Below are 23,466 nucleotides of genomic sequence, written 5' to 3' on the forward strand. Positions count from 1 at the left end.
GTCTCCAATCTCCATTATTCATAAATGAACTTGTAACCGACACCCCATACTGTCTTTAGAACAGTTGGATGTGAGGGGTCTTCCTCGATTTTTTCCCGCAGTCTGCGAATGTACACGGTTACGGTGTTTTCATCACCATAGGTTGCATAACCCCAGATGGCGTCAAGCAACTGGGCTTTGGAGAATACCTGATTTTTATGGCTTGCCAGATAATGAAGTAACTCGAATTCCTTGGCAGACAGAGACACTTCCAATCCGTTCAATGTAACTTTGTAGGCTTTTTTATCGATCACAAGATTTCCAAGGCGCAGTAGATCCGTTCTGTCCAGGTCTGAGGTCATGCTGTCGTAACGTCTAAAGTGGGCATTAATTCGTGCAAGTAATTCACTTAGGGAGAAGGGTTTGGTCATATAGTCATCTGCGCCAAAACCAAGACCAAGTACCTTATCCGTATCACTGCCTCGGGCACTTAGAATGAGGATGGGGATATTATTGCGCCGTCGAATCTCGCGGCACACCTCGATCCCGTCCATGTCCGGAAGCATAATGTCCAGAATGATGTAATCTGGTTGAATAAGCTCCATAATCTGAAGCCCGTCTTGTCCAGTGGCTGCCACAACAGCTTCATATTGATTTTTGGTCAAATAATCTCGCAAAATACGTGAGATATCCGGTTCATCCTCGATGATGAGGACTTTGCGCGGGTGGGTTAGCATATGTATCGCTCCAGTATGATAGATGTGAAATGAATGGATATGTATAAATTTGTGAAATAAATGTCCTATATAATTGTACAGTCTTGTTCTGTAGGAGTCACATAAATATTGAAGTGAACAACATTCTTATTAATCAAGAGACTACAAGTAGCTGTTTACAAGTTTCGTCTTATCAAAATAACCCATGAACCTGCTTGAAGGGTCATGGGTTTCTGATACTAATACGTCATACACGTTCTAGATCGATAGGCTCGTGTTGTCTGGATTTGAGATACTCCGCCGGAGACACACCGAAGTGCGCCCGGAATACCCGGTGGAAATAGGAGTAGCTCGCAAATCCGCAGGATTCGGCAATATGCTCCAGGGTCATTTCGCTGTATTTCATGCGTTCCAACGCCGCATTCAGACGGATCTCAATCGCGTATTGAATCATGGTCTGATTGTAATGTTCCTTGAATAAACGGACTGCACGGGACAGGCTGAGTCCGGCATAACGTGCTGCTTCCTCAAGCTTGAACGTAACTGTGGCATGCTCCTCAATATAACGTTTTAACTTCAGCGCAGAGGAAACCGCCCGATCGGTCTGAATATTCTCTTTGATTGCCCGGTCAATATATAGACATAATCCGCGCAGTAACGCATCCTTTAGCTCCGCATTTTCCTCAAGAGGTCCGCGGCGTTTCTCAAGCAACATATTTCTCCACAGGCTGATGAGCTTATCATCAAGTCCAATCCGGCTCACAGTAGAACGTTGCTGCCTTTTCCACCAGTTCTCGATCCAACTGCCCTCGCAGAACAGATAATAATCTCCGCTGGACAAGCGTCCTTCCTTATGTGGTTCATCCACCACGAGATGATAGTCGTCGCCAGGTTTGAGCAGCAGCAGATCCCCGCTGGTCATCCTGAATTCTTCATCCTGTACATACACTTTGCACGAACCTTCGGTCTGCAGACGGAACAGATAGGTTTGCAGCTCGCCCTTCATATTATGAGTGAACGCTTTATAGTGGTATGAGTAGTCACAGATCAGTACAGATGTCTCTAACGTATCCAAAGATAAAATCCCCCAATATGTACATCCTGCATGCAATCAAATGGGTACATTGAATAGATGCAAAATGATGGAAATAAAATTTGACCAGATAGTTCATGTTCTGACTATATTGTATATGTTCATTCTAGCCTGTTTTGCGTTAGGATGAAACCAGATAGAGCAATGAAAGCAAATTTGAGAACAGAGGTGTATCCTACATGAAAAAACTTAATATTGGTTTGCAATTGTTTACACTCCGTGATGAAACTGCAGCAGATTTTCGTGGTACGTTGCGTAAGGTAGCGGCCCTTGGATATGAAGGTGTGGAGTTTGCCGGATATGGTGATATTCCAGCTGAGGAAATGAAAGCGCTACTAGATGAACTTGGGCTGAAAGGCTTCAGCAGTCACGTTTCACTACATGCGATGCGTGAAGACTTGCAAAAACAAATTGATTACCTGAAAACAATTGGTGCACAATATATCATTTGTCCTTACCTGATGCCAGAGGATCGTCCTGAGAATGCAGAAGGCTGGACCAAGCTGTTCGCCGAATTGCAACAATATGGAACTGAAGCAGCGAAGCAAGGATTGATCTTCGGATACCATAACCATGATTTTGAATTCCATGGTCAGGTTGGCGATGCCAATGCCTTTGACGCCATGTTCGCTCAAACATCACCGGAAGCGGTAAAAGTGGAAATGGACGTATGTTGGGTACAATTTGCGGGACAAAATCCGATCGAGTATATTAATAAATATGCGGGTCGCTTGCCGCTGCTGCATCTGAAGGACTTCAGCAAAGATGAACAGGGCCAGATGAAAACGCTGGAACTGGGACAAGGTTCGGTTGACCTGCCAGCTGTTATTGAAGGCGCTACGAATGCAGGCGTGGAATGGCTGATCGTGGAACAAGACGTATGTCAGAATCCGCCGCTTGAGAGCGTATCCAATAGCTACAACTGGCTGAAACAGAACTATCTGAACCAATTTTAATCTAAGCTTTATGCTTAATCCAAGAGCGAATTGAATCGAATTATGAAAAATGCTGAATCTTATTTGTCAAAGGAGACTTATATACATGAGTAAAATTAAAGTTGCTGTATTCGGCTGTGGAGCCATTGCCCAGCGTAGACATATTCCGGAGTACGCTGCCAATGAGAACGTAGAACTTGTCGCTTTTGCCGATCCGATCGTGGAGCGTGCGGAAGAAATGGCCGAAACTTACGGAGGTAAAGCTTACTCCAGTTACGAAGAATTGCTTGCTAATGAAACGGTGGATGCAGTCAGTGTGTGTACGCCGAACTATCTGCATGCGCCAATGGCGATTGCTGCTGCCAATGCAGGCAAGCATGTATTGGTTGAGAAACCAATGGCAGTATCCACTGAAGAAGGCGAGCAAATGATTGAAGCTGCCAAGAAAAATGGCGTGTATCTGATGGTTGGACACAACCAGCGTCTGATGCCTCCTCATGTCAAAGCAAAAGAAATTCTCGACTCCGGCAAACTTGGTAAAGTCCTGAATTTCCGTACATCTTTTGGCCACCCGGGTCCGGAAGGATGGAGTGTGGACGGAGCGGATAGCTGGTTCTTCCGTAAAGAAGAAGCTATCATGGGCGCGATGGGCGACCTGGGCGTGCACAAATCCGACTTCATCCGTTACCTGCTGAACGATGAAGTATCTGAAGTGGCTGGTTTCATCAGCACACTGCACAAGGAAGGTACTCAAGTTGACGATAACGCAACTTGTTTGCTGCGTATGAAGAGCGGTGCGATCGGAACGCTGGTAGCAAGTTGGACGCAATACAGAGCTGGAGACAACAGTACCGTGCTGTGGTGTGAGAATGGCGTTATGAAGATCGGAACAGTGGAAGGCGATGAAGTGATCGTTGAGCTGACCAATGGCACAGTTGAGACGTACAAAGTTGGTGCCATGGCTACTAACGAGAAACAAGTGCCGAGTGGTGTAATTGACGCATTTGTAGAGTCCATTGTAACGCAAACACCTCCAGCGATTTCCGGGGAAGAGGGCTTACGTTCCCTGCAAGTGATCCTGGCAGCATTCGAATCCGAGAAAACAGGTCAGATCGTTAAACTTTAATCCATACGAATGACAGTGCAATTTCTAACATTCTATATGTCTTAATCCATGATATAAGGGACTTACCTTCAGAGATCTGTTCTGAGGTAAGTCCTTCTATATTTGTCTCCAACCGAGAGAGTGAAAGAGAACAGTATACAGTAATTGTGCAATAGGGTTTACAATATTGGATCGTTTTTTTTACACAACAGAAAAGGCTGATTATCCGCGCTATCGCGGATAATCAGCCTCTTAGAGTCATTATTTTAAAAATGATAGAATGTCTAGCTCTCTTTAGATGCCAGCAGGTACATCACTTCCCAGATCCAGCCATGCGATTTCAGCAGGAGTCAGCGTGATGCGGGACCCTTCGTCACAGGAGAGCAGTTCCGCCTGATTCTGAGCACCGATCAGGGCACAGGTTGGGAACGCCTGATTCAATACATAAGCGAGTGCAATCTGAATAGGTGATGTTTGCTTCGAATTAGCCAATTGTTCAGCCCGGCGTAACCGTTCCCAGTTGCCATCACTGTAGAATACACGCACCAGATCTTCGTTATCGCGAACTTCAGGTGTGAATCTTCCCGTGAAGAAACCACGCGCTTGGGAGGACCAGGATAGCAATGGCAGCTTGGTTTGCTCATGCCATGCCAGTGTCTCTGCATCTGCCGACACACAGCCTGCCCAGAAAGGTTCGTTTGCTTTGGCGAGACTGAGGTTCGGACTGCTGAATGTGAAGCCCTTCAAGCCATTTGCCGCAGCGTACGCATTGGCTTCCTCGAGACGCTGCCAGGTCCAGTTGGAGGCGCCAATTGCGCCGATTTTGCCGGAATCAATATGTTCGTTTAATGCTTCAAGAATAACACCGACAGGCATATTTGGGTCATCCCGGTGCAACGCATACATCTCTACATGATCTGTCTGAAGACGCTCCAGACTTTCCATCAAGTCACTGCGGATGGCATCAGCGTTCACGCGTGGTCCATTCTGGTCATGATGCGCGCCTTTGGTAAGAATGACGATCTGGTCACGGTTACCGCGTTCCTTCATATAACGACCAAGGACTTCTTCACTCTGTCCACCACAATAAATATGTGCTGTATCGACAGTGTTACCGCCAATCGACAGAAAAGCATCCATGTTCGTAGCTGCTTTATCGTAAGCACTATGCACGAAATAATCGGTTCCTTTAATCAATCTGGAGACGCGTTTACCTGCACCAGCAATTTCGATATATTCCATAAGTCAGTTCATCCTCTCAATTATAGTGTAATTCGTGTACGTTCTTCCGCTGAACGAAGGCAAGCTTCCAGCACTTTCATATTAGCTACTGCATCGGAAGGGGCGAAGCGCAGATCCTTGCCTTGAAGTACGGCACGTGCCATGTCATCTCCCTGCAGAGAGTAGTGGTTCACTTGCGGAACTTCAATCTCTTTGCGTTCACCGCCAGCCGTTACATAGAAGTTGGAACTGCGATCCTGACGACCGATAAAGGCCGATGGTACCTCAATGATGCCATCAGAACCTAGAACTTCGAGCGTGTTGCGGAAGGCTGCCCACATGCTGCTGTCAAACGTCACACCAACGTGATTATCGAATTCCAGCAATCCGGAAGCCATCATATCGACCTGATCATGCTGTGGGGAGAACATGCCAATAACGGTAACTGCGTTTGGTTCCTGACCAAGTAGCAGACGTGCTACGCTGATGGAATAACATCCGATATCATACAGTGCACCTCCACCCCACTCCTTCCGAAAGCGGACATTGCCGGATGCATTGGAGTTATTAAATGAAAATGTGCTGTGAATACCACGGATCTCACCGATCTCACCGCTGGCGATGATATCCCTGATCTGCTCATAACGTGGATGATGACGGTACATGAATGCTTCCGCGAGATGCACACCTGCATCTGCACAAGCTTGAACCATCTCCTGAGCTTCCTGCTCTGTCAGAGCCAGTGGTTTTTCGCACAAAATATGTTTGCCTGCTTCTGCAGCCCGGATCGTCCATTCCCGATGCAGATGATTCGGCAGTGGGATATATACGGCATCAATGGAATCGTCAGCGAGCAAAGCTTCATAACTGCCATAAGCCTTGTCGATCCCAAGTTGTTCGGCCGTTTGTTTGGCTTTATGTTCGTCTCGACTGGCAATCGCGGTTACTTCATTCAACTCGGATTGCTGCAAGCCAGGAATGACGGATTCCACAGCAATGCTAGCGCTACCAAGAATGCCCCAACGCAATTTTTGAACTGAATTCATGTGTTGTATCCTCCTGTGTATAAATGTATATTGTGATTATAATGAATAGACCAATGAATTAAAATGATAATATATTGAATTTAGTTAACACAATATTGTTGATCAAGGAGAACCGGCTATGATGAGACAAACCGTATTGCTTACCCTGCAGGATATTCCATATTTTTGTTATCCCGAATCCGTTGGACACTATATGGATCATCCCCAGCATTCCGTATTACGGGAGGCAGGTGTGCTGAACAATTTTAATATTCACTATGTTGCTTCGGGCAAGGGATATGTGGAAGTGGACGGGGTAGAGCATGAACTTCGTGCAGGTCAGGCCGTACTTTATTTCCCGCAGCAGCGACAACATTATTATAGTAGTGAAGATGATCCATGGGATGTACGATGGGTTCATTTTTACGGTGAACGTCTGCATGATTATATGATTGAACGGGGGTTACATCGTAATCTGTTATGGACATTGCGGCAGCGCAGCTCTTGGGAAGAGGCTCATCTGGCCTTGCTGACTGAAGCGGAACAGAATACCATGCTGCGTCCGGCTCAGCTATCCACATTGACCTATTCCGTACTCGCCGAGTTCGTGCAGCATGCGGTACCTTTGAAGAATACACGTACCACAAGTAAGGCGGAGAGTCGGGTACTTGCGCTTCTTCCACAGATGCAGCAAGAGGCTTGTCAACCTTTCCTGTTACAGGACTGGGCAGATCTTGCAGGTGTGAGTTCGTATTACTTTTGCAAGATGTTCAAGAGTGCTGTAGAGATGACACCTATGGAGTTTATCACTCGTTCACGACTACAGATGGCGAAGCAATGGTTACTGGAACGGCCCTCGGCCAACATTGGACAGATTGCAGAGGAAGCGGGATATCCCAATGCCAGTTATTTTAACCGCCAGTTTATGGCTCATGAGGGGATGACACCTACGGATTATCGCGGATTGTATCACAATTAACTCGTATCCTTTCGATGTTGTCAGCGCTTGAAGTGTAGTAGTTTGACAGAGAGCCCAATCAAGTCTATTATGGATAAATTAAATCCGTGTATAATGAGGTGCCCTCATGAAATATTCAAAAGCAACAAATTATGCTTTGCATACCATGCTTCATCTTGTAAGCACTGCCCCTGAGCAACTGGTTAGTGTTCACCAACTTGCAGAATTGCAGAAGGTATCACCAACCTACCTGTCTAAAATTTTGACCAAATTGGTTAAGGCGGGTATGATCGAATCCACATCCGGTGCCAATGGTGGTTATCGGCTTAGTCGTAAAAATCCTGATCCTTCTTTCCTGGAGATCATTCATGCGATTGAAGGTCAGGCATCCCTGTTCGAATGTTCCCAGAATCATAACGCAGGCTGTTTGATCCAGCAGGTAATGGTTCAGGCGGAAGAAGAGATGGAGAGTTTCCTGAACAATAAGAAAATGTCAGAACTCGCTTCCCAGATGAAAAGGGGCTTGAATTGATGGGATTAACTCGTCTACCATAGGTATATCCAGATCTTTCCTCAACCTCACAAGAGGTAAGGGAAGATTTTTTTGTATCGTTGTGCCTAATAGAAGTCGAATGGTACAATAAGGAAGGTATAGGTGCATACATAATTGATCCGATCTTATATCACATTTTACATCTCTGGAGGGACAACACATGAGCCAATCAACGATCACAGGACTGGAACAATTGCTTGCGCTGGAAAACATTCGGAACACCAAGGCGCGTTATTGCCGCTATATTGATACGAAACAATGGGACATCTTGGGTGATGTGTTTGCCCCCGATGCAGTGGCCGATTTTAGCACAGAAGGCAATCCAATCCCGGTATTAACAGGTCGCGACACCATCGTACAAGTATTCCGTGATCTGGTGGATGTTGCCGTAACCGTACATCATGTTCATAGCGCGGAAGTTGAATTCGTATCCGAGAATGAAGCGAAGGTTATCTCCCCAATGGAAGATTGGGTGACGTTCCCGGAGGGCAATGAGAACAAATCCTTCCACGGATTTGGGCACTACCACGAAACTTTTGTCAAAATCGACGGCCAATGGTACATCAAACATACAAGTCTGAAACGTCTCCGTCTGGACCTGTTTGAATAGGATAAGGATGAACAAAAACACTTACAGATGTTTGGTGCTGTAAGTGTTTTTTTGGTTACAGTGAAGACGAGTTGAATAGGAGACAAAATGTGAGTGTTTTATGTGAATTGTAAGGTTATTTTACATAAAATTGAATTAATAGCATTGACGTTCCAAAAGTCATGAGTTAAGATACTTACAACAAAACAATTACATTTTATTACACAAATTGAAACTTAGGGATTTAATTCTTTCATATCGATATGTATATTTCCGCTTGGCTAATTTGTTAATCAGAGGATGATGCCATGAACTGGTACGCATTGTTTGTACATACAGGAAGCGAAGAAGTCATTAGGAAATACCTACATATGTATCTAGGAACCTCCATCCGAGTTTTAATCCCCAAGAGAAAAGTTCCGGAGAAGAAATCAGGTATTTTTGAAGCCTGTACCAAAAAAGTCTTTCCTGGCTATGTATTGATTCAAGTCAACATGACCGCCGAAACATACCACTTAATCTGTTCTATTCCTCATATCATTAAAATGCTGGGAACCAATGCAAGCTGCACGCCAATCCCGGATCATGAAATGACCACATTGCTAAACCTCATCAATCCGGAAGATATTATCGATTATTCAACCGTATATATGGAAAATACGAAAGTTGTGGTGCTGGATGGTCCGTTGATGGGACACGAAGGCATCATTAAGAAGATTGACAAGCATACACGCAGAGCAAAGGTGTGGCTTCATCTAACAGGCAATGATGAACCTAAATTAGTTGATTTGGGTGTTGAAATTTTATATGCAGCACAAGAAAAACGATAAGGTACTCAGATATGTTATGGTCACTTACGACAACCAAAACCGGAGGAGCAGAATGAAGCTTAGGCACATTATGCAACCAAAGGAGTCATATGCATAAACGCTGAAATACACCCACGTGTATCGACAGGGCGAAGCTATGTACGTTGGAGCAGTCATCCCTACATTTTGTTGAATAAGGTATTTATGTGACAGTATAGCGCAAACAAGTGGCTGAACTGTTTTTTTGTTGTCTTCAGGAAATTTATTGTTTTCAGAGAGGGCTGCTTACCTTGGATTCAGGAAAGGAAGACGTGTTGCATGAGACAAATGACCATTCGGGGTATTGGCATGTATGTGCCGGAATCCGTGTTAACGAATCAGGGGCTGGAGGCCATGGACATTAACGCAAATGCGGGCTGGATCTACCATAATCTTGGAATTCGTGAACGAAGAATTGCGCACGAGCATGAGTACACCAGCGATTTGGGCTTGAAAGCTGCGAGACAAGCTATAGAACAGGCTGCGATTGATGTCGAAGATATAGACATGATTATTATGGCGACCTTCACACCGGATCGCTTAATACCTCATCCGTCCGCTATCGTGAAGGAAAAGCTCGGAGCAGACCAAGCCATTTGTCTGGATCTCCGTGCGGGCTGTGCCGGATTCAGCTATGGATTAATGAATGCGTTTTATACGTTTCAGGCTGAAGAAGATATAAGCAATATTTTGGTCATCGGCGCAGATACCTATTCGAAAGTAACGGATTGGCAGGATCGAGCAGCGTGTTCCAGTGTAGGGGATGGAGCAGGGGCATTTGTTTTACAGGAACTAGATGAGCATGACGCCTATCACAGCGTTTTTCTGAACGGAATTATGCATCACGAGAATATGGAAGATATCAGTTACGGAACACTGCCTGTTCATTATGGACAGATTTCTGACGGATCTGTTTCCGTATACACATCCAATGGCCGATATTTATACGAACAATTGGTCAGGGGTATCCCGCGGCTCGTGAACCGTCTTTTGCGCAAAGTAAAATGGAATATAGGAGAAGTGGATCTGTTCATCTTCCCACAAACAAACAGTAATCTGATTAGAGAACTGGCCGTTGCCTTGGGTATCCCGCAAGAAAAGGCCTATATGACGATGGAGAAATACGGGTACACCTCTAACGCCTGCTTGCCAATTGCAGTGGCCGAGGCTGTGAATCAAGGCACACTGAAAACGGGTGATCGGGTCGTGTTGGTTGGGGCTGGAGCTGGAACGTATTATTGCGCTACAGCGATCAGATGGGGAGAAATCGTGTAAGTGGAGAGGAGATTATATGGCCAAGATGCGATTATATTGTGTTCCTTATGCAGGAGGGTCAGCATCAATATATAACAAATGGAAAAAAGGGTTATCCGAATCTATCGTGCTGACTCCTGTTGAACTTGCAGGACGAGGATTGAAATTCTCCAAGCCGCTCTATGAAAGTATTCAGCAGAGTGTAGATGATGTATTTGAGTATATAGCTCGCGATTTGCCAGATGAGGAGCCATATGCCCTATTTGGACATAGTCTAGGAAGTCTGATTATTTATGAACTGTATAACAAAATGCATGAAGAGCAGTTTAGGAAACCGATACACATGTTTTTTTCTGGGCGAGAAACACCGGATTATAAAAAAGAACAGGTCTATTACCATTTACCCGAAGGACAGTTCATAGACCGCATTAAGGAAATGGGCGGTACACCGGATGAGTTCTTTGAGAACCAGCAACTGATGGATATGTTTATCCCCGTATTACGTAAGGATCTGGAGATGAATGAGACGTATACTTATGAGGAGAAGCCTTATAAGCTGCAATGTGATATTACGATACTGAACGGAGCAGAGGATGAAGGCTATATTCTGGATTGTGCAGAACGCTGGAGAGGTTATACGGAACAAGGAAGTGCCGCCCGGATATACAAAGGGGGGCATTTTTATTTATTTGAAGGCAGTATGCATCGGGTTACAAGCACGATCAATCAGACATTAACAAGTTATATGGAGTAGAATCCTATACCGAGGTGAGGTGTCCAATGAATCAACGGCAGATTACATCAATTGAACAGCTGGAAGCAACCATACTGGACGTATTTCATGTTGTACTGGGAGCTGATGCGGGAGTCACAACCACAATTAATTTTTTTGACTTAGGGAGCGATTCATTGCTTCTTGCCCAGATCTATAATCAACTTGAAAAATTATATCCGGCTCAGATCACGTTAACCAATATGTTTGCCTATCCCACGATCTCGAGACTTGCCAAATTCATCGCAGACCAGGAAGGCATGGAACTGGAAGCATATCCTGTTCCTTTGGATTATATGCAGCATGCAGGACAGGCTCTTCAAGACCATCGATATGAATTCCGGATCGAGAAGGAGCGCTTCAATGAAATTAGAAACTTGTCCAAAAATGCAGGCTGCACGCCTGTAGAATGGTTGTGGTCTTTGTTTGCATATCTGTTGACGGAGATTGGCAATCAGCCGCAACTTACGGTCTATACCCTGATTTATCGCATGAACCATATCAGTTCCATCTCACTGGATGTGCAAGAGGTGCAGGATTTCAATGAGTTATTTGAAGTAGCCAAACAAACTTTACATTCAGCAGACGAACAGCCTGGCCATCATATTCAGGATTTGGTGAGAACAGGGATGAAATCGCAACATGACGCCATCCGTCCGCTATTCTACGAGGCCGATTATGTCAGTGGGGGCAGGGGGGCGCTGGAGGAACTGTTTGATGTCATCTGTGAAATTCAAAATGAAAAACGAAATATGGTGGTAACGCTGTATTGTAAACCCCGAATGAATACCGTTCAATGGAATCTTTTTTTCAGAACCTATGATCAAATGCTTGCCAAAGTGATTGAAAGTCTCCGCCCAGCGGCTGAAAGGGGATAAAACAATGAAAAACAAACTGATGGATTTCAGTGAACTGGGTATTCGTGACACAACTCAGGCGGAGTCGTCTAGTCAGCTTCCACCAATGGCAACTCCAGCTACCACCCGTCCGGGTGATATCGCGATCGTTGGGCTCAGTGTTCGTATGCCCTTGGCAGATGATGCGGAGCAGTTCTGGGATAACCTGCTGCATGGTCTGGATTGTACTAGGGATCTGCCGGAGCAGCGACGCCAGGATGCCGATAATTACATCTCACGTAAAATGAACCCTGGTGAAGACAGCAAATACTTGGATGGCTCTTATCTGGAACATATTGATACCTTTGATTATCCTTTTTTTCGATTTACACCGAAAGAAGCCAGTTTGATGAACCCGGCTCAACGTATCTTTATGGAGACGGCATGGGCCGCTTTTGAAGATGGAGGATATACCAGTGAGAAGCTGGCGGGAAGCAATACAGGAGTATACGTTGGACTGGTGTCCGATCTGGAAGGTTATCGGTATAAAGAGATGATTCATGATGTGGAGCCACAGTCTCTGCCGATCTCGGTCACAGGCAATTTATCCTGTATTTTACCCAGCCGTTTATCCTACCTACTTGATCTGAGAGGACCGAGTATGGTGGTGGATACAGCCTGTTCTTCATCTTTGGTTGCAGTTCATCATGCCTGTAATGCCATTCGTTTGGGTGAGTGTGACATGGCGCTGGCAGGAGGCGTAAAACTCAACGTGCTTCCGCTGGACAAGGACTACTATCGAATGGGCATTGAATCATCAAATGGCATGACACGCCCCTTTGATGATAGCTCAGATGGTTCCGGAATAGGCGAAGGTGCGGCGGTCATTATGCTGAAAACACTTCAGGATGCCATCAAGGACAAGGACCAGGTGTATGCGGTCATTAAGGGCAGTGCCATTAACCAGGACGGAAACTCGATGGGGATTACAGCGCCGAACGCCAGAGCCCAGAGTGAGGTCATTGTGAAGGCGTGGAAAGCGGCGGGGGTCGATCCGGAAAGTATCGCTTATATTGAAACCCATGGAACCGGGACGGTCTTGGGAGATCCGATTGAAATCGATGGCATTAAGGGAGCCTTTGAGCAATACACCGATAAGAGGCAATTTTGTGCCATCGGTTCGGTGAAGTCCAATATTGGACATTTGTATGAGAGTGCCGGGATTACCGGACTTGTGAAATCCGTATTGTCCTTGAAAAAAGGGATTTTACCTGCGGTGCAGCATTTCGATCGCCCGAATCGCAATATTGATTTTAGTGGCACACCTGTGTATGTAAATACACGTAACCGGATCTGGCCTGCTGCGGGTGAACCTGTGCGAATGGGAGTCAGTGCATTTGGTTTCAGCGGTACCAATTGTCATCTTATTCTGGAGCAGGCGGGTGCAGTGGAAACGAGCAGCGAGACTGAGATGCGGGAATACCTTTTCCCTCTTTCAGCCAAGACGCTTCAAGCCCTGCAACAATATATATCCAAATATACGAAATATCTGAAAACAACCGATCACTCGTTAGCCGATATATGTTACACGGCAGGCACATCCCGGACGCATTATGAACACCGTCTGGTACAGATTGCTTCAAGCAAAGAGGAGTTGCTCGCGCAACTAATTGAACTTGAAGAGGGCGGAGTGGATTCCATTCGAGAGCAGTCAGTCCCGGAGTCCAGTCAGCTGCATTTAACCGCTCATTGTGAAACCTATCTTGGGGGTGGGGAGGTAAGCTGGCCAAGCCTGTATTCAGGTGAGGATGTTCGTCGCATCAGCATCCCGACGTATCCATTTGAAGCTCATCGCTGCTGGATTGAGCTATCTGCTCCTCCTTCCCTAGCCAAGACGGATGCGATCGCTATGGAGAACATACACCATTATGAGTTGGGTTGGGTTCCTGAACCGGAACGTAATTCCGCTCGGAAGTTATCAGAAGGTCATATCGTTATTTTTAGGGACGATAAAAGAGAGGGAAAAAGAGAAGATCTATCTCTTCGTAAGGCACTACAGCAGCAGGGGCATGAGGTTATTGAAGTGTTTAATGGACCTTCGTTCCTTCAAGTATCTTCCGAGGAGTATGTCATTTCAGACCAGCGTGAGAGCATGGAACAATTGTGGGCTCATCTGGATGAATTGACAATTAACCGGATTATCTATATTCAACAGGATCAGTCCTTTCATCCATTTTTCTATCTTCTTCAGGAAATGATAGGTGCCCAATCGCTTGAGCCTGTTGACCTGGTGTTGTTGACGAATCCAATCCACTCGATAACGGGAACCGAAGAACATGTATTTCCTCAGGCTGCCCTGATGTTTGGGCTGGGTCTGGCAGGACGCAAAGAAGATTCACGTCTGCAATGCCGTTCCATCCAAGTGGATGCGGAGACCTCGCTCCAGGATATTGTGGCCGAACTGGATCACGAAAGTGATGATTATGGTGTAGCTTATCGTGCAGGTGCGCGGTACATTCAGCAGTTTGGAGCGCTGGACCCGATTGCGTATCCTAAATGGAACTACAACATTCGCAAAGACGGATTATATCTCATTACTGGCGGACTGGGCGGTATTGGGCTGGAGCTTGGACTACAACTCGCGGAGCGATACCCGGGAATTACACTCGCACTGGTGAACAGAACCTCGCTTCCCGCACGAGAAGAATGGGATAGCATTGTAGCTGCATCATCCAACGACGTGTCAGCTCGGAAAATCGAAGCTGTACAACACATGGAGGCTGCCGGAGCGACAGTTCTTCCTTACCAAGCAGATATTTCAGACGAAGCTTCCATGCGAGTGATTCTGAGTGAACTTCGTCAGCAATATGGTCGTATTGCAGGTGTCATTCATGGAGCGGGGGTTGCTGTAGGTGGAGATCATCCGCTTAAGGACAGAACGATAGAAGAAGCTGAACAAGTATTACGCCCTAAAGTGCAAGGAACCCAGATCGTGGATCAACTCACCAGAGAGGACAATCCAGACTTTTTTGTGATGTTTTCATCCATTGCAACGATATTTAGCGGGCCGGGCCAGGCTGATTATGTAGCTGCCAATGCGTACCAGGATGCTTATGCAACCTATCGCAACCAAGAGATGGACGGAACAATGACGGTCAACTGGTCAACCTGGAAAGAAACAGGCGCAGCTGCCGCAACTGGCTACGGCGTAGACACCCTTTTCAAAGCCATGACCAATAAAGAGGCTCTGACCTGGCTGGATCAGGTGGAAGGACGACAGATCGAACGTGTATTAATAGGACAGATGTCAACAGACCGTGGCATGTTGAAGATGATTCGGAACTATCCGTTTAGACTTTCTCCTGAAGTGGAGAGCTGGATTGATTCACGTCTACAGAGAGCCTCATCACCGAAGGCGCCAGCGCCAGTGACCCCGCAAAGTGTGTCCCGACAGGATACCGTGCTGAATGGTGCGGATAACGGAGAATACACGCCATGGGAGAGACAGGTTGCAGATGTGTGCCAGGCTATTCTGGGCTTTCATGAAATTGATATCCATGACAGTTTCTTCGAACTCGGAGCTGACTCGATTCTGGTGAAACAAATGTATGCACAACTTGACCGTCAGTACCCGGGAGTACTCGTTGTCGCAGATCTGTTCGAACATCCGTCTGTGCACCGATTGGGTGGATATCTGGCTGATAAAACAGGCCATTCACAGGAGAAGAAACAAGCAGAGGAGCCAGTAGGTGCTTCAATTGCGCTGGACGAGGAGGTCCATTCTCTTTTTGATCAGTTGGAAGATGGCAAGATCAGCATGGAGGATATGCTCAAAGGATTAAAACATATCTGATATGTAAGGGGACGATACATTGGAACAGTTGCTTAAATATATTATTGAGAATACGTCTGGTGGCAAAATCGACAAAAAAACGGCGATTGATATGATTACGCTGTTGAAACAGCAGAAAAAGAATACTCGTGAAGATATTGCCATCATCGGCATATCTGCACATATGCCCATGGCTGATCATGTGGAGGAGTTCTGGAACAATATTGAGAACAAAGTGAATTCCATTGTGGAATTTCCTGAAGCAAGACAAGAGGATGTTCTGAAATATGTACGTTTCAAACAGCAGGATGAAGACGGGTTGAGCTTCATTAAAGGCTCTTATCTGGACGAAGTGGACAAGTTTGATTATCGCTACTTTAAGCTGACACCCAAAGAAGCAGCCCTGATGAGTCCTGATCAGAGAATTTTTCTCCAGACGGCATGGGAAGCAGTGGAAGATGCAGGTTATGGAGGCTCGAAGTTATCGGGTAGCAACACGGGATTGTATGTAGGATATTACAGCAGCACCCGAGATAATTATGCCAATATTATTGCCGATGTAGAACCGGAATCCATCTCGATCTCAGTAACGGGCAATGTGACGGCGGTACTGGCGGGGAGAATATCCTATCTGCTGAATTTGAAAGGACCCAGCATGGTGGTGGATACAGCATGTTCATCATCACTTGTTGCCGTCCATATGGCCTGTCAGTCGATCCGAAGTGGAGAGTGTGATGCAGCCATAGCCGGTGGGGTGAAGGTGAATACGCTGCCTGTTTTTAATAAATATGAACAATTTGGCATTGAGTCCTCGGACGGGGAGACGCGGACATTTGATGATGCCTCTGATGGGGCAGGTGTGGGTGAAGGTGTGGCAGCCATTCTTTTGAAACCGTTAAGTCGGGCCATTGAAGATGGAGATCATATCTACGCCGTCATTAAGGGAACTGCTGCCAATCAGGATGGAACCTCCATTGGGTTGACTGCACCGAATCCGCGTGCCCAATCCGAAGCGATCGTGAAGGCATGGGAAGAAGCGGGGATTGACCCTGAGACCATCCGTTATATTGAAGCCCATGGTACAGCGACGGAGCTGGGAGACCCGATTGAGATTAAAGGAATTACCAATGCGTTTGAACAGTTTACCTCTAAAAAACAATTTTGCGCGATTGGTTCTGTGAAATCCAATATCGGTCATTTATATGAATGTGCAGGTGTGACAGGGCTGCTCAAAGCAGTGATGGCCTTGAAACATCAGAAGCTGCCGCCGTCTCTTCATTTCGCCAAACCCAACCGCAACATTCGGTTTGAGCAGACACCCGTGTATGTGAATACACAACTCCGACCCTGGGAGGCGGAAGAGGGCGTCCCGCGCAGATGTGGTGTCAGTGCTTTTGGATTCAGCGGAACCAACTGTCATGTCGTGCTTGAGGAAGCTCCAGCCATTACTGCTCAAGACCCGGGAGAGGATCAGGCTTCAGGCAAGCATCTCTTTGTGTGTTCGGCTCAGACGGAAGAGGCGCTTATTCGATTGCTCCAACGGTATGAGCGTTTCTTGAGGGAGAATCGTGAAGTTCCTGTTGCGAATGTCTGTTATACGGCAGCTACAGGTCGTGGGCATTATGAACATCGTCTATCCCTTCTTGTGGAAGACACGGCTCAACTGATTCACCTGTTGGAACAACCGTGGACCCAATTGAAGACACAAGAAGGAGTCTATACCGGTGCTCCTGCGCCTAAACCTACTGGAGCCGAGCGAATGTCCTCGGAAGAACGTGAACGCACCAGACGTCAATCGTCTCAGGCACAGGAACGGATCAAAGAACTTGCTGCCAGTCCTCTTGTATGGGATGAATCAGCACTTCAGGAGCTGGCTTTACTCTATGCCGAAGGTGCAGCGATGGATTGGGGACAGCTATATCAAAAGAGACAGGTACGGAGGTTGAGTTTACCTACGTATCCGTTTGAGCCCAGCCGATGCTGGATTGATATTCAAGACCCGACTGCTGTGTCGTTAAAAGACTATTTCCATACGGTGCGCTGGATAGAGGACGAGGGGGATACGACTTTGCATACCTCGGCCCCTTCCTCTTCAGGCACGATCATGCTGATCGGTAATGGTACCGAATTGGAACAGGAACTGTCGGCAGAACTGGAGAGCGAATGCAAGCGGGTCGTCTATGTGAGACCGGGTAACCAGTTCCGGCAAATATCGGAGAATCAATATGAAGTCGGCGGAAATAATCCGGCGGCTTATACTGAGCTACTAGATTTGTTCACAGACGGAGAAATTACCGAAATCATCTATTTATCCATGATGGGCAATTCATTATATCCTGAAGATTTGGCAGCTATTGAAGCCAGACAACAGGAAGCTTTCTACTCACCGGTCTATCTGATTCAGGCGCTTATGAGAAAAGGCTTTGCTGAAGAGATTCATCTGAACCTGATTGCTGAGTACGCTGGACAAGTCACAGGAAGAGAAGAGAGGATTACCCCTCATAATGCACTCTTAATGGGACTTGGTAAAGTGATTCAGCAGGAGTATGGACATATTCGGAGCAAGTTTATAGATGTGGATCAGTCCATATCTGCGAAGGATATCCTCAAGGAAAGACATATACACGGTGAAACTTATGCTGTTTCGTATCGTGAAGGCCAGCGCTATACGGAGACCTTTACAGAGATGGATCTGAATGAACATGAGAGCGTACCTTTCAAGGTGCGTCCAGGCGGTTTATATCTCGTGACAGGTGGTACAAGCGGTATTGGTCTGGAAGCAGCACGCTTTCTGGCTTCTTCGGAGCAAGTGAAGCTGGCGATTGTTGGTCGGACACTTCTTCCGGCAAGGGAAGAATGGGAAGACATATTGGAAACAGGCCAAGATTCCCGTGGTACCAAGATGCAAGGCATCCTTGAACTGGAAGCATTGGGCGCAACCGTTCATTATTACAGTGCCGATCTGGCCGATGTTGCGGGCATGACGGAAGTGATTCAGGATATCACCCAACGCTACGGGAACATACATGGTATTATTCATGGAGCAGGTATTCCTGGAGACGGATTTATATATCGGAAGAGCGATGAGGAATTCCAGACGATTCTTGGACCCAAGGTGAAGGGAACCTGGACTCTGGAGAAACTGACGCGAGATCAGGACATGGACTTTATGGTATTGTTCTCCTCCGGGATATCTGTCATCGGTGAAATTGGACAAGGTGATTATACGGCTGCCAATTGTTATTTGGATTCCTTCGCGGCATGGAGGACGGGGCAGGGTCGCAGAACACTCTCCATTGATTGGGTATCGTGGAAAGAGACCGGAATGTCCGTGGAATTTGGTATCAATGTGGATGGCATGTTCAAGACCATTCCTACCACGGATGGTATCGCAGCGATGGAAGCAGCCATGAGCAGACGACTCTCACGAGTATTCATCGGTGCGATGAATTATGGAAGCAAACATCTCGCTGCACTTGGGCAGTTCCCATTCCGGTTATCGGATAAGCTCGAAGCTGGAGTGAAGCGGAGTAAGGAAATCGCTGACCAGGGAGCATCGAATCGTTCCAACCGGATCGTACCACAGGAGAAGCATACGGGGCCCGTAGATCTTTCCGGGAATGAAGGGGGGCTCTATTCGGAAACCGAGCAGCAGGTTGCGCGCATATACAGTGAGATACTGGGTTATCAGGAGATCAATATCTATGATAATTTCTTCGATCTCGGGGGCAATTCCATCATGCTGATCCGTATGCATGAGAGGCTTAACGAGGAGTTTCCCGGTAAAGTGAAGATTGCTCATTTATTTGCACATACGTCTATCCATAAGCTGGCACTTCATGTGAACCAGGGTAACAGCACGGCTGTAAAAACAAAAGTTGCTGCTCCTCTGGAGCAAAAGAAACCAATCGTTGAACAGGATGACGCCATCGCCATTATCGGGATTGCTGCGGAAATGCCAATGGCGGATACGGCAGAGCAGTATTGGGACAACATCTTGAACGGTGTGGACTGTACAACAGATTTTCCAGAGGGACGCAAAAAAGACATGGATGCCTATCATCAATGGATGAATGCCAAGCTGGGTTCGGACAAAGAAGTACAGTACCTCCAGGGTGCATTTCTGGATGATATTGACCAGTTTGATTATAAGTATTTCCGCTTGTCTCCGAAGGAGGCAGGATTAACAGACCCGATTCAGCGGTTGTTCATGAAGACATCATGGCATGCGGTAGAGGATGCAGGTTACGGTGGACGCATCGAAGGAACCAACACAGGTGTCTATATGGGCTTTGCCAGTAGTTTGAATGACTCCTATCTCAAAATGATCTGTGATCTCGATCCCTATCAATATCCGATGTCCATCGTAGGAAATATCACAGCGATGATGCCGACTCGTATTGCCTATCCACTGGATCTCAAGGGGCCTACGATGGTCATCGACACGGCATGTTCCGCATCCCTTGTCGCTACCCATCTGGCCTGCCGGGCCATTCGTAATGGTGATTGTGAGATGGCGATTGTCGCGGGTGCACGGATCAGCCTAAGTCCGTTGGATCACGATTATTTGAAAGTGGGCATTGAATCTTCGGATGGATTAACCAAACCATTTGATCAGGAAGCAGATGGTTCGGGACTTGGTGAAGGCGGAGCCGCCGTTGTATTGAAGTCACTAAGCAAGGCAATTGCAGATAAAGACAATATTTATGCGGTGATCAAAGGAAGTGCCATTAATCAGGACGGAGCTTCGATTGGCATTACGGCTCCGAATCCTGAAGCACAGACGGATGTCATTGTGAAGGCATGGCAGGATGCCGGCATTGATCCTTCAACCATTGGTTACGTGGAGACGCATGGCACTGCGACGAAGCTCGGCGATCCAATTGAGATGGATGGACTTACCACAGCACTGCGCCGATATACAGACAAGCATCAGTTTGTTGCTATAGGCTCGGTCAAGTCCAATATAGGCCATCTGTTTGAAGCAGCTGGTGTGGGCAGTCTGGTTAAAGCGGCTATGGCCTTGAAGCACCGGGTATTACCACCTACGCTTCATTTTGATAAGCCCAACTCATCCATTTCATTCCAGGATTCGCCGTTGTATGTCAATACGAAGTCGAGACCATGGGACGGGAATGGCGAGCCGCTTCGCTGCGGAGTCAGTGCCTTTGGATTTAGCGGAACCAACTGCCATCTGGTACTGGAAGAGCCGCCTGTGATCCAGGAACGGAAGATTACCAGAGATGTGGAGGTGTTCACGCTAAGTGCCAAGAGCCGCAAGTCATTACTTGCGCTGGTTGATAACTATATCCGTTTTATCTCGGAACGTCAGCAGGATCTTTCGCTCAAAAACATATGTTATACCGCGAATACGGGCCGCTGGCATCATGTATATCGGATCGCCTTTGGAGTAACGGACACATCCGATCTGCTCATGAAACTGCGGCTACTCGCTACATCAGGTCTCGAATCCGCAGGTGAGCATCAGCTCTATTATGGCGTGCATAAAGTAGTCACAGAGAAGATCGAAGGGAAAGACCACGAATTGACTGGACAGGAGAAGTCCCTCTTGAAACAGGAGGGCAGAAATTGTCTATCCCGATACATGGAGTCTTCAGACCCGGGATTATTACATGAATTATGCAGACTGTACACAACAGGCAGTGACGTGGACTGGAGCCTGATGTATAGGGAAGAGGAAATTCGTAAAATCAGTCTTCCATTGTATCCATACGATAATACACGCTGCTGGGTGGATCTTCCCGAGCAGTCTTCAGTGTACGCAAAAGCGAGCACCAGAACGGTACCGGAAGCCTATGAGCTTGTTTGGCAACAGAAGGAGATAGCGAAAGAGGATTCCGATCAGCCGATCGAAGCGAGCAAAGGTACTACACTGATACTGCTGGATGGGTCCAAATATGCAGCTGAGATAGCGTCACGTATGGAACAGTCGGGGATGCAGGTATATACCGTACTTCAGGCAGATGTTCTGCGATCTGACCCGAACAGTCGAAATGTGGAACAAGTGGAAGTCTATGAACGTGTGCTGCAACAGGTTGGTCTAGAACAACTTTCAAGAATTGTGTATCTGAACGGTGTTGGCTCTGATGAACATTCAGCAAGCGAATCCAGTGACATGGAATCATTAGAGTCGGTGCTAAATGAACGTGTGTATGGCTTCTTCCGGTTTATTCGTGCGTTGTTGTCCAGTTCTCTGAGTCAGCCAATCGAGTTAGTTCTGATATCCCGTGAGGTCAATTGCATTACCGGTTCGGAGCGGATGAAGCCTCATCTGGCTTCTGCCTTTGGAATGGGCAGAGTATTAGGCAAGGAAAACATACAGGTTCATTGTCGTTGTATTGACATCGACGAGAGTCTCTCTGTGGAGCTGTTGCTGCATGAGATCGGTACGACATCTTCCTATTATGAGGTAGCTTATCGTAATGAAACACGATATGTTCAGCAGTTCAGAGCATTGAATGAATCAGCACCTGCTGAAGATGACTTGGTTTTTGACAACGATGGTGTGTACATCATTACAGGGGGTACCGGTGGAATTGGCTTGGAAACCGCGCGATATTTGGCTTCCGATGCTCCAGTGAACCTTGCATTAATCAGCCGTACACCGATGCCCGCACGTGAGGAATGGGATGCCATTGTTGCAGAACAATCCAGGCTCAAAGTGATTCATCAAATTACAGTTATTCGTGAACTGGAGAGCCGGGGACATCACGTTAGTTGCCATGCTGCAGATGTGTCGGATCTGGATGCCATGCGTTTACTTCTGGATCAGCTTCGGGCTACGTTCGGGAAAATTAAAGGGATTGTTCATGGCGCAGGGGTTGGAAGCTCGGAAATGATCACAAACCGTTCTCAGGCGGGATTTACCGAGGTGTTCTCTCCAAAAGTACACGGTACTTGGGTATTGGATCAACTTACTGAACAGGATGATCTCGATTTTATGGTGCTCTATTCATCGATCGCTTCTGTATTTAGCGCCCCAGGACAGGCGGATTACATTGCCGCCAATGCCTACCTGGATGCATATGCCGACTACAGATCAATGTTGGGCAAGCGCACATTGACTGTGCAATGGTCTACCTGGAAGGAGACAGGGATGTCAGCGGAGCACGGGTTTGCAGTGGATACATTATTCAAAGCCATGCCAACAGAGCAAGCGATGAATCAATTGTCTCTGGTAATGCGGCAATCTTCCGTCCGCCGAGTGCTCATTGGAGAGATTCATTATGAGGGTCAGTTGATATCCGCATTGGACAAAAGTCCGTTTGATCTCTCATCCTCCATTCGTGTGCAATTAGAGCAACGTATGAAGCAGCTGGCAGGCAAGCGTCCTCGGGTATCCTCGTCAGAGGGTCATGATGGAGAAATGGTATTGACAGGTAAATCAGATGCATCCTATTCTCCGACTGAAAAAGCACTTGCTTCCATCTGTCGAACGATGCTTGGGTTTCATCAGATTAATGTAGGGGACAGTTTCTTCGAAATGGGTGCTGATTCCATCGTGCTTATGCAGGTTCAAGCGCGGATTGATCAGCAATTTCCTGGTCTGACCAAAGTTACGGATTTGTTTGCGAACTCCAATATTACCAGGTTGGCTCGTTTTATGGATGAGAAGTCCACTTCGAAGCCACAAGACATGGAGCAGGATTTGAAGCGTGTAATTGACCAGATGGAAAGTGGCGACGTTACGCTGCAGCAGGCGTTGAATAACCTGATTAACCTGTAAAGG

At 46.8% G+C, this 23,466-nt stretch carries 15 protein-coding genes; 11 read left to right on the forward strand and 4 right to left on the reverse strand.

Annotation, left to right across the window (positions count from 1 at the left end; genetic code table 11):
- Positions 1-14: 14 nt before the first annotated feature.
- Positions 15-716 carry a response regulator transcription factor gene (locus tag ACX9NY_RS27735; protein ID WP_339305501.1) on the reverse strand — a complete coding sequence of 234 codons (702 nt, stop codon included), beginning with the start codon at positions 714-716 and terminating at the stop codon, positions 15-17.
- A 226-nt stretch (positions 717-942) separates the two neighbouring features.
- Positions 943-1,770, reverse strand: coding sequence for an AraC family transcriptional regulator (locus ACX9NY_RS27740; protein ID WP_339305503.1), 828 nt, complete (start codon positions 1,768-1,770; stop codon positions 943-945).
- 197 nt (positions 1,771-1,967) lie between these two features.
- On the opposite strand from ACX9NY_RS27740, the gene ACX9NY_RS27745 reads away from it, so the two are divergent.
- Positions 1,968-2,744: a sugar phosphate isomerase/epimerase family protein gene (locus tag ACX9NY_RS27745; RefSeq protein ID WP_472476225.1), complete on the forward strand. Its 777-nt coding sequence runs from the start codon at positions 1,968-1,970 to the stop codon at positions 2,742-2,744.
- 85 nt (positions 2,745-2,829) lie between these two features.
- Complete coding sequence (locus ACX9NY_RS27750; RefSeq protein WP_472476227.1) at positions 2,830-3,849, forward strand: Gfo/Idh/MocA family protein; 1,020 nt, start codon at positions 2,830-2,832, stop codon at positions 3,847-3,849.
- Between the two features lie 273 nt (positions 3,850-4,122).
- Here the strand turns inward: ACX9NY_RS27750 and ACX9NY_RS27755 are convergent, their stop codons facing one another.
- The gene (locus tag ACX9NY_RS27755) at positions 4,123-5,070 is read right to left on the reverse strand and encodes an aldo/keto reductase (protein ID WP_472476229.1); all 948 of its coding nucleotides are present in this window, start codon (positions 5,068-5,070) and stop codon (positions 4,123-4,125) included.
- Between the two features lie 20 nt (positions 5,071-5,090).
- Positions 5,091-6,095: a Gfo/Idh/MocA family protein gene (locus ACX9NY_RS27760; RefSeq protein WP_253441067.1), complete on the reverse strand. Its 1,005-nt coding sequence runs from the start codon at positions 6,093-6,095 to the stop codon at positions 5,091-5,093.
- A 118-nt stretch (positions 6,096-6,213) separates the two neighbouring features.
- Between ACX9NY_RS27760 and ACX9NY_RS27765 the strand changes: the two genes are divergently transcribed.
- The 9 genes from ACX9NY_RS27765 (at position 6,214) to ACX9NY_RS27805 (ending at position 23,463) form a co-directional block, all read left to right on the forward strand.
- Positions 6,214-7,053 carry an AraC family transcriptional regulator gene (locus ACX9NY_RS27765; protein WP_253441065.1) on the forward strand — a complete coding sequence of 280 codons (840 nt, stop codon included), beginning with the start codon at positions 6,214-6,216 and terminating at the stop codon, positions 7,051-7,053.
- Positions 7,054-7,159: 106 nt separating this feature from the next.
- The gene (locus ACX9NY_RS27770; protein WP_472476232.1) at positions 7,160-7,564 is read left to right on the forward strand and encodes an RrF2 family transcriptional regulator; all 405 of its coding nucleotides are present in this window, start codon (positions 7,160-7,162) and stop codon (positions 7,562-7,564) included.
- A gap of 181 nt (positions 7,565-7,745) precedes the next feature.
- Positions 7,746-8,195, forward strand: coding sequence for a nuclear transport factor 2 family protein (locus ACX9NY_RS27775; RefSeq protein WP_339237911.1), 450 nt, complete (start codon positions 7,746-7,748; stop codon positions 8,193-8,195).
- Positions 8,196-8,482: 287 nt separating this feature from the next.
- On the forward strand, positions 8,483-9,004 hold the full coding sequence (gene loaP, locus ACX9NY_RS27780) for an antiterminator LoaP (RefSeq protein WP_472476234.1): 522 nt from the start codon (positions 8,483-8,485) through the stop codon (positions 9,002-9,004).
- A gap of 297 nt (positions 9,005-9,301) precedes the next feature.
- Positions 9,302-10,297, forward strand: coding sequence for a 3-oxoacyl-ACP synthase III family protein (locus ACX9NY_RS27785; RefSeq protein ID WP_472476236.1), 996 nt, complete (start codon positions 9,302-9,304; stop codon positions 10,295-10,297).
- A gap of 16 nt (positions 10,298-10,313) precedes the next feature.
- Entirely contained in the window at positions 10,314-11,030 is a 717-nt protein-coding gene (locus ACX9NY_RS27790; RefSeq protein ID WP_472476238.1) for a thioesterase II family protein, read from the forward strand.
- A 26-nt stretch (positions 11,031-11,056) separates the two neighbouring features.
- A complete protein-coding gene (locus ACX9NY_RS27795; protein WP_472476240.1) occupies positions 11,057-11,926 on the forward strand; it encodes a phosphopantetheine-binding protein in 870 nt (289 codons plus the stop codon).
- A 4-nt stretch (positions 11,927-11,930) separates the two neighbouring features.
- Positions 11,931-15,737 carry a type I polyketide synthase gene (locus ACX9NY_RS27800; protein WP_472476242.1) on the forward strand — a complete coding sequence of 1,269 codons (3,807 nt, stop codon included), beginning with the start codon at positions 11,931-11,933 and terminating at the stop codon, positions 15,735-15,737.
- A 19-nt stretch (positions 15,738-15,756) separates the two neighbouring features.
- Positions 15,757-23,463 (forward strand): SDR family NAD(P)-dependent oxidoreductase, encoded by a 7,707-nt coding sequence (locus ACX9NY_RS27805; protein WP_472476244.1) that lies wholly within the window; start codon positions 15,757-15,759, stop codon positions 23,461-23,463.
- Positions 23,464-23,466 lie beyond the last annotated feature (3 nt).

Source organism: Paenibacillus sp. CB74 (genome assembly GCF_055687625.1).

Coding starts and splice junctions, on each gene's coding strand:
- ACX9NY_RS27735 (WP_339305501.1), bottom strand. CDS start 716: ATGCTAACCCACCCGCGCAAAGTCCTCATCATCGAGGATGAACCGGAT.
- ACX9NY_RS27795 (WP_472476240.1), top strand. CDS start 11,057: ATGAATCAACGGCAGATTACATCAATTGAACAGCTGGAAGCAACCATA.
- ACX9NY_RS27785 (WP_472476236.1), top strand. CDS start 9,302: ATGAGACAAATGACCATTCGGGGTATTGGCATGTATGTGCCGGAATCC.
- ACX9NY_RS27775 (WP_339237911.1), top strand. CDS start 7,746: ATGAGCCAATCAACGATCACAGGACTGGAACAATTGCTTGCGCTGGAA.
- ACX9NY_RS27790 (WP_472476238.1), top strand. CDS start 10,314: ATGGCCAAGATGCGATTATATTGTGTTCCTTATGCAGGAGGGTCAGCA.
- ACX9NY_RS27800 (WP_472476242.1), top strand. CDS start 11,931: ATGAAAAACAAACTGATGGATTTCAGTGAACTGGGTATTCGTGACACA.
- ACX9NY_RS27760 (WP_253441067.1), bottom strand. CDS start 6,095: ATGAATTCAGTTCAAAAATTGCGTTGGGGCATTCTTGGTAGCGCTAGC.
- ACX9NY_RS27765 (WP_253441065.1), top strand. CDS start 6,214: ATGATGAGACAAACCGTATTGCTTACCCTGCAGGATATTCCATATTTT.
- ACX9NY_RS27770 (WP_472476232.1), top strand. CDS start 7,160: ATGAAATATTCAAAAGCAACAAATTATGCTTTGCATACCATGCTTCAT.
- ACX9NY_RS27750 (WP_472476227.1), top strand. CDS start 2,830: ATGAGTAAAATTAAAGTTGCTGTATTCGGCTGTGGAGCCATTGCCCAG.
- ACX9NY_RS27755 (WP_472476229.1), bottom strand. CDS start 5,070: ATGGAATATATCGAAATTGCTGGTGCAGGTAAACGCGTCTCCAGATTG.
- ACX9NY_RS27745 (WP_472476225.1), top strand. CDS start 1,968: ATGAAAAAACTTAATATTGGTTTGCAATTGTTTACACTCCGTGATGAA.
- loaP (WP_472476234.1), top strand. CDS start 8,483: ATGAACTGGTACGCATTGTTTGTACATACAGGAAGCGAAGAAGTCATT.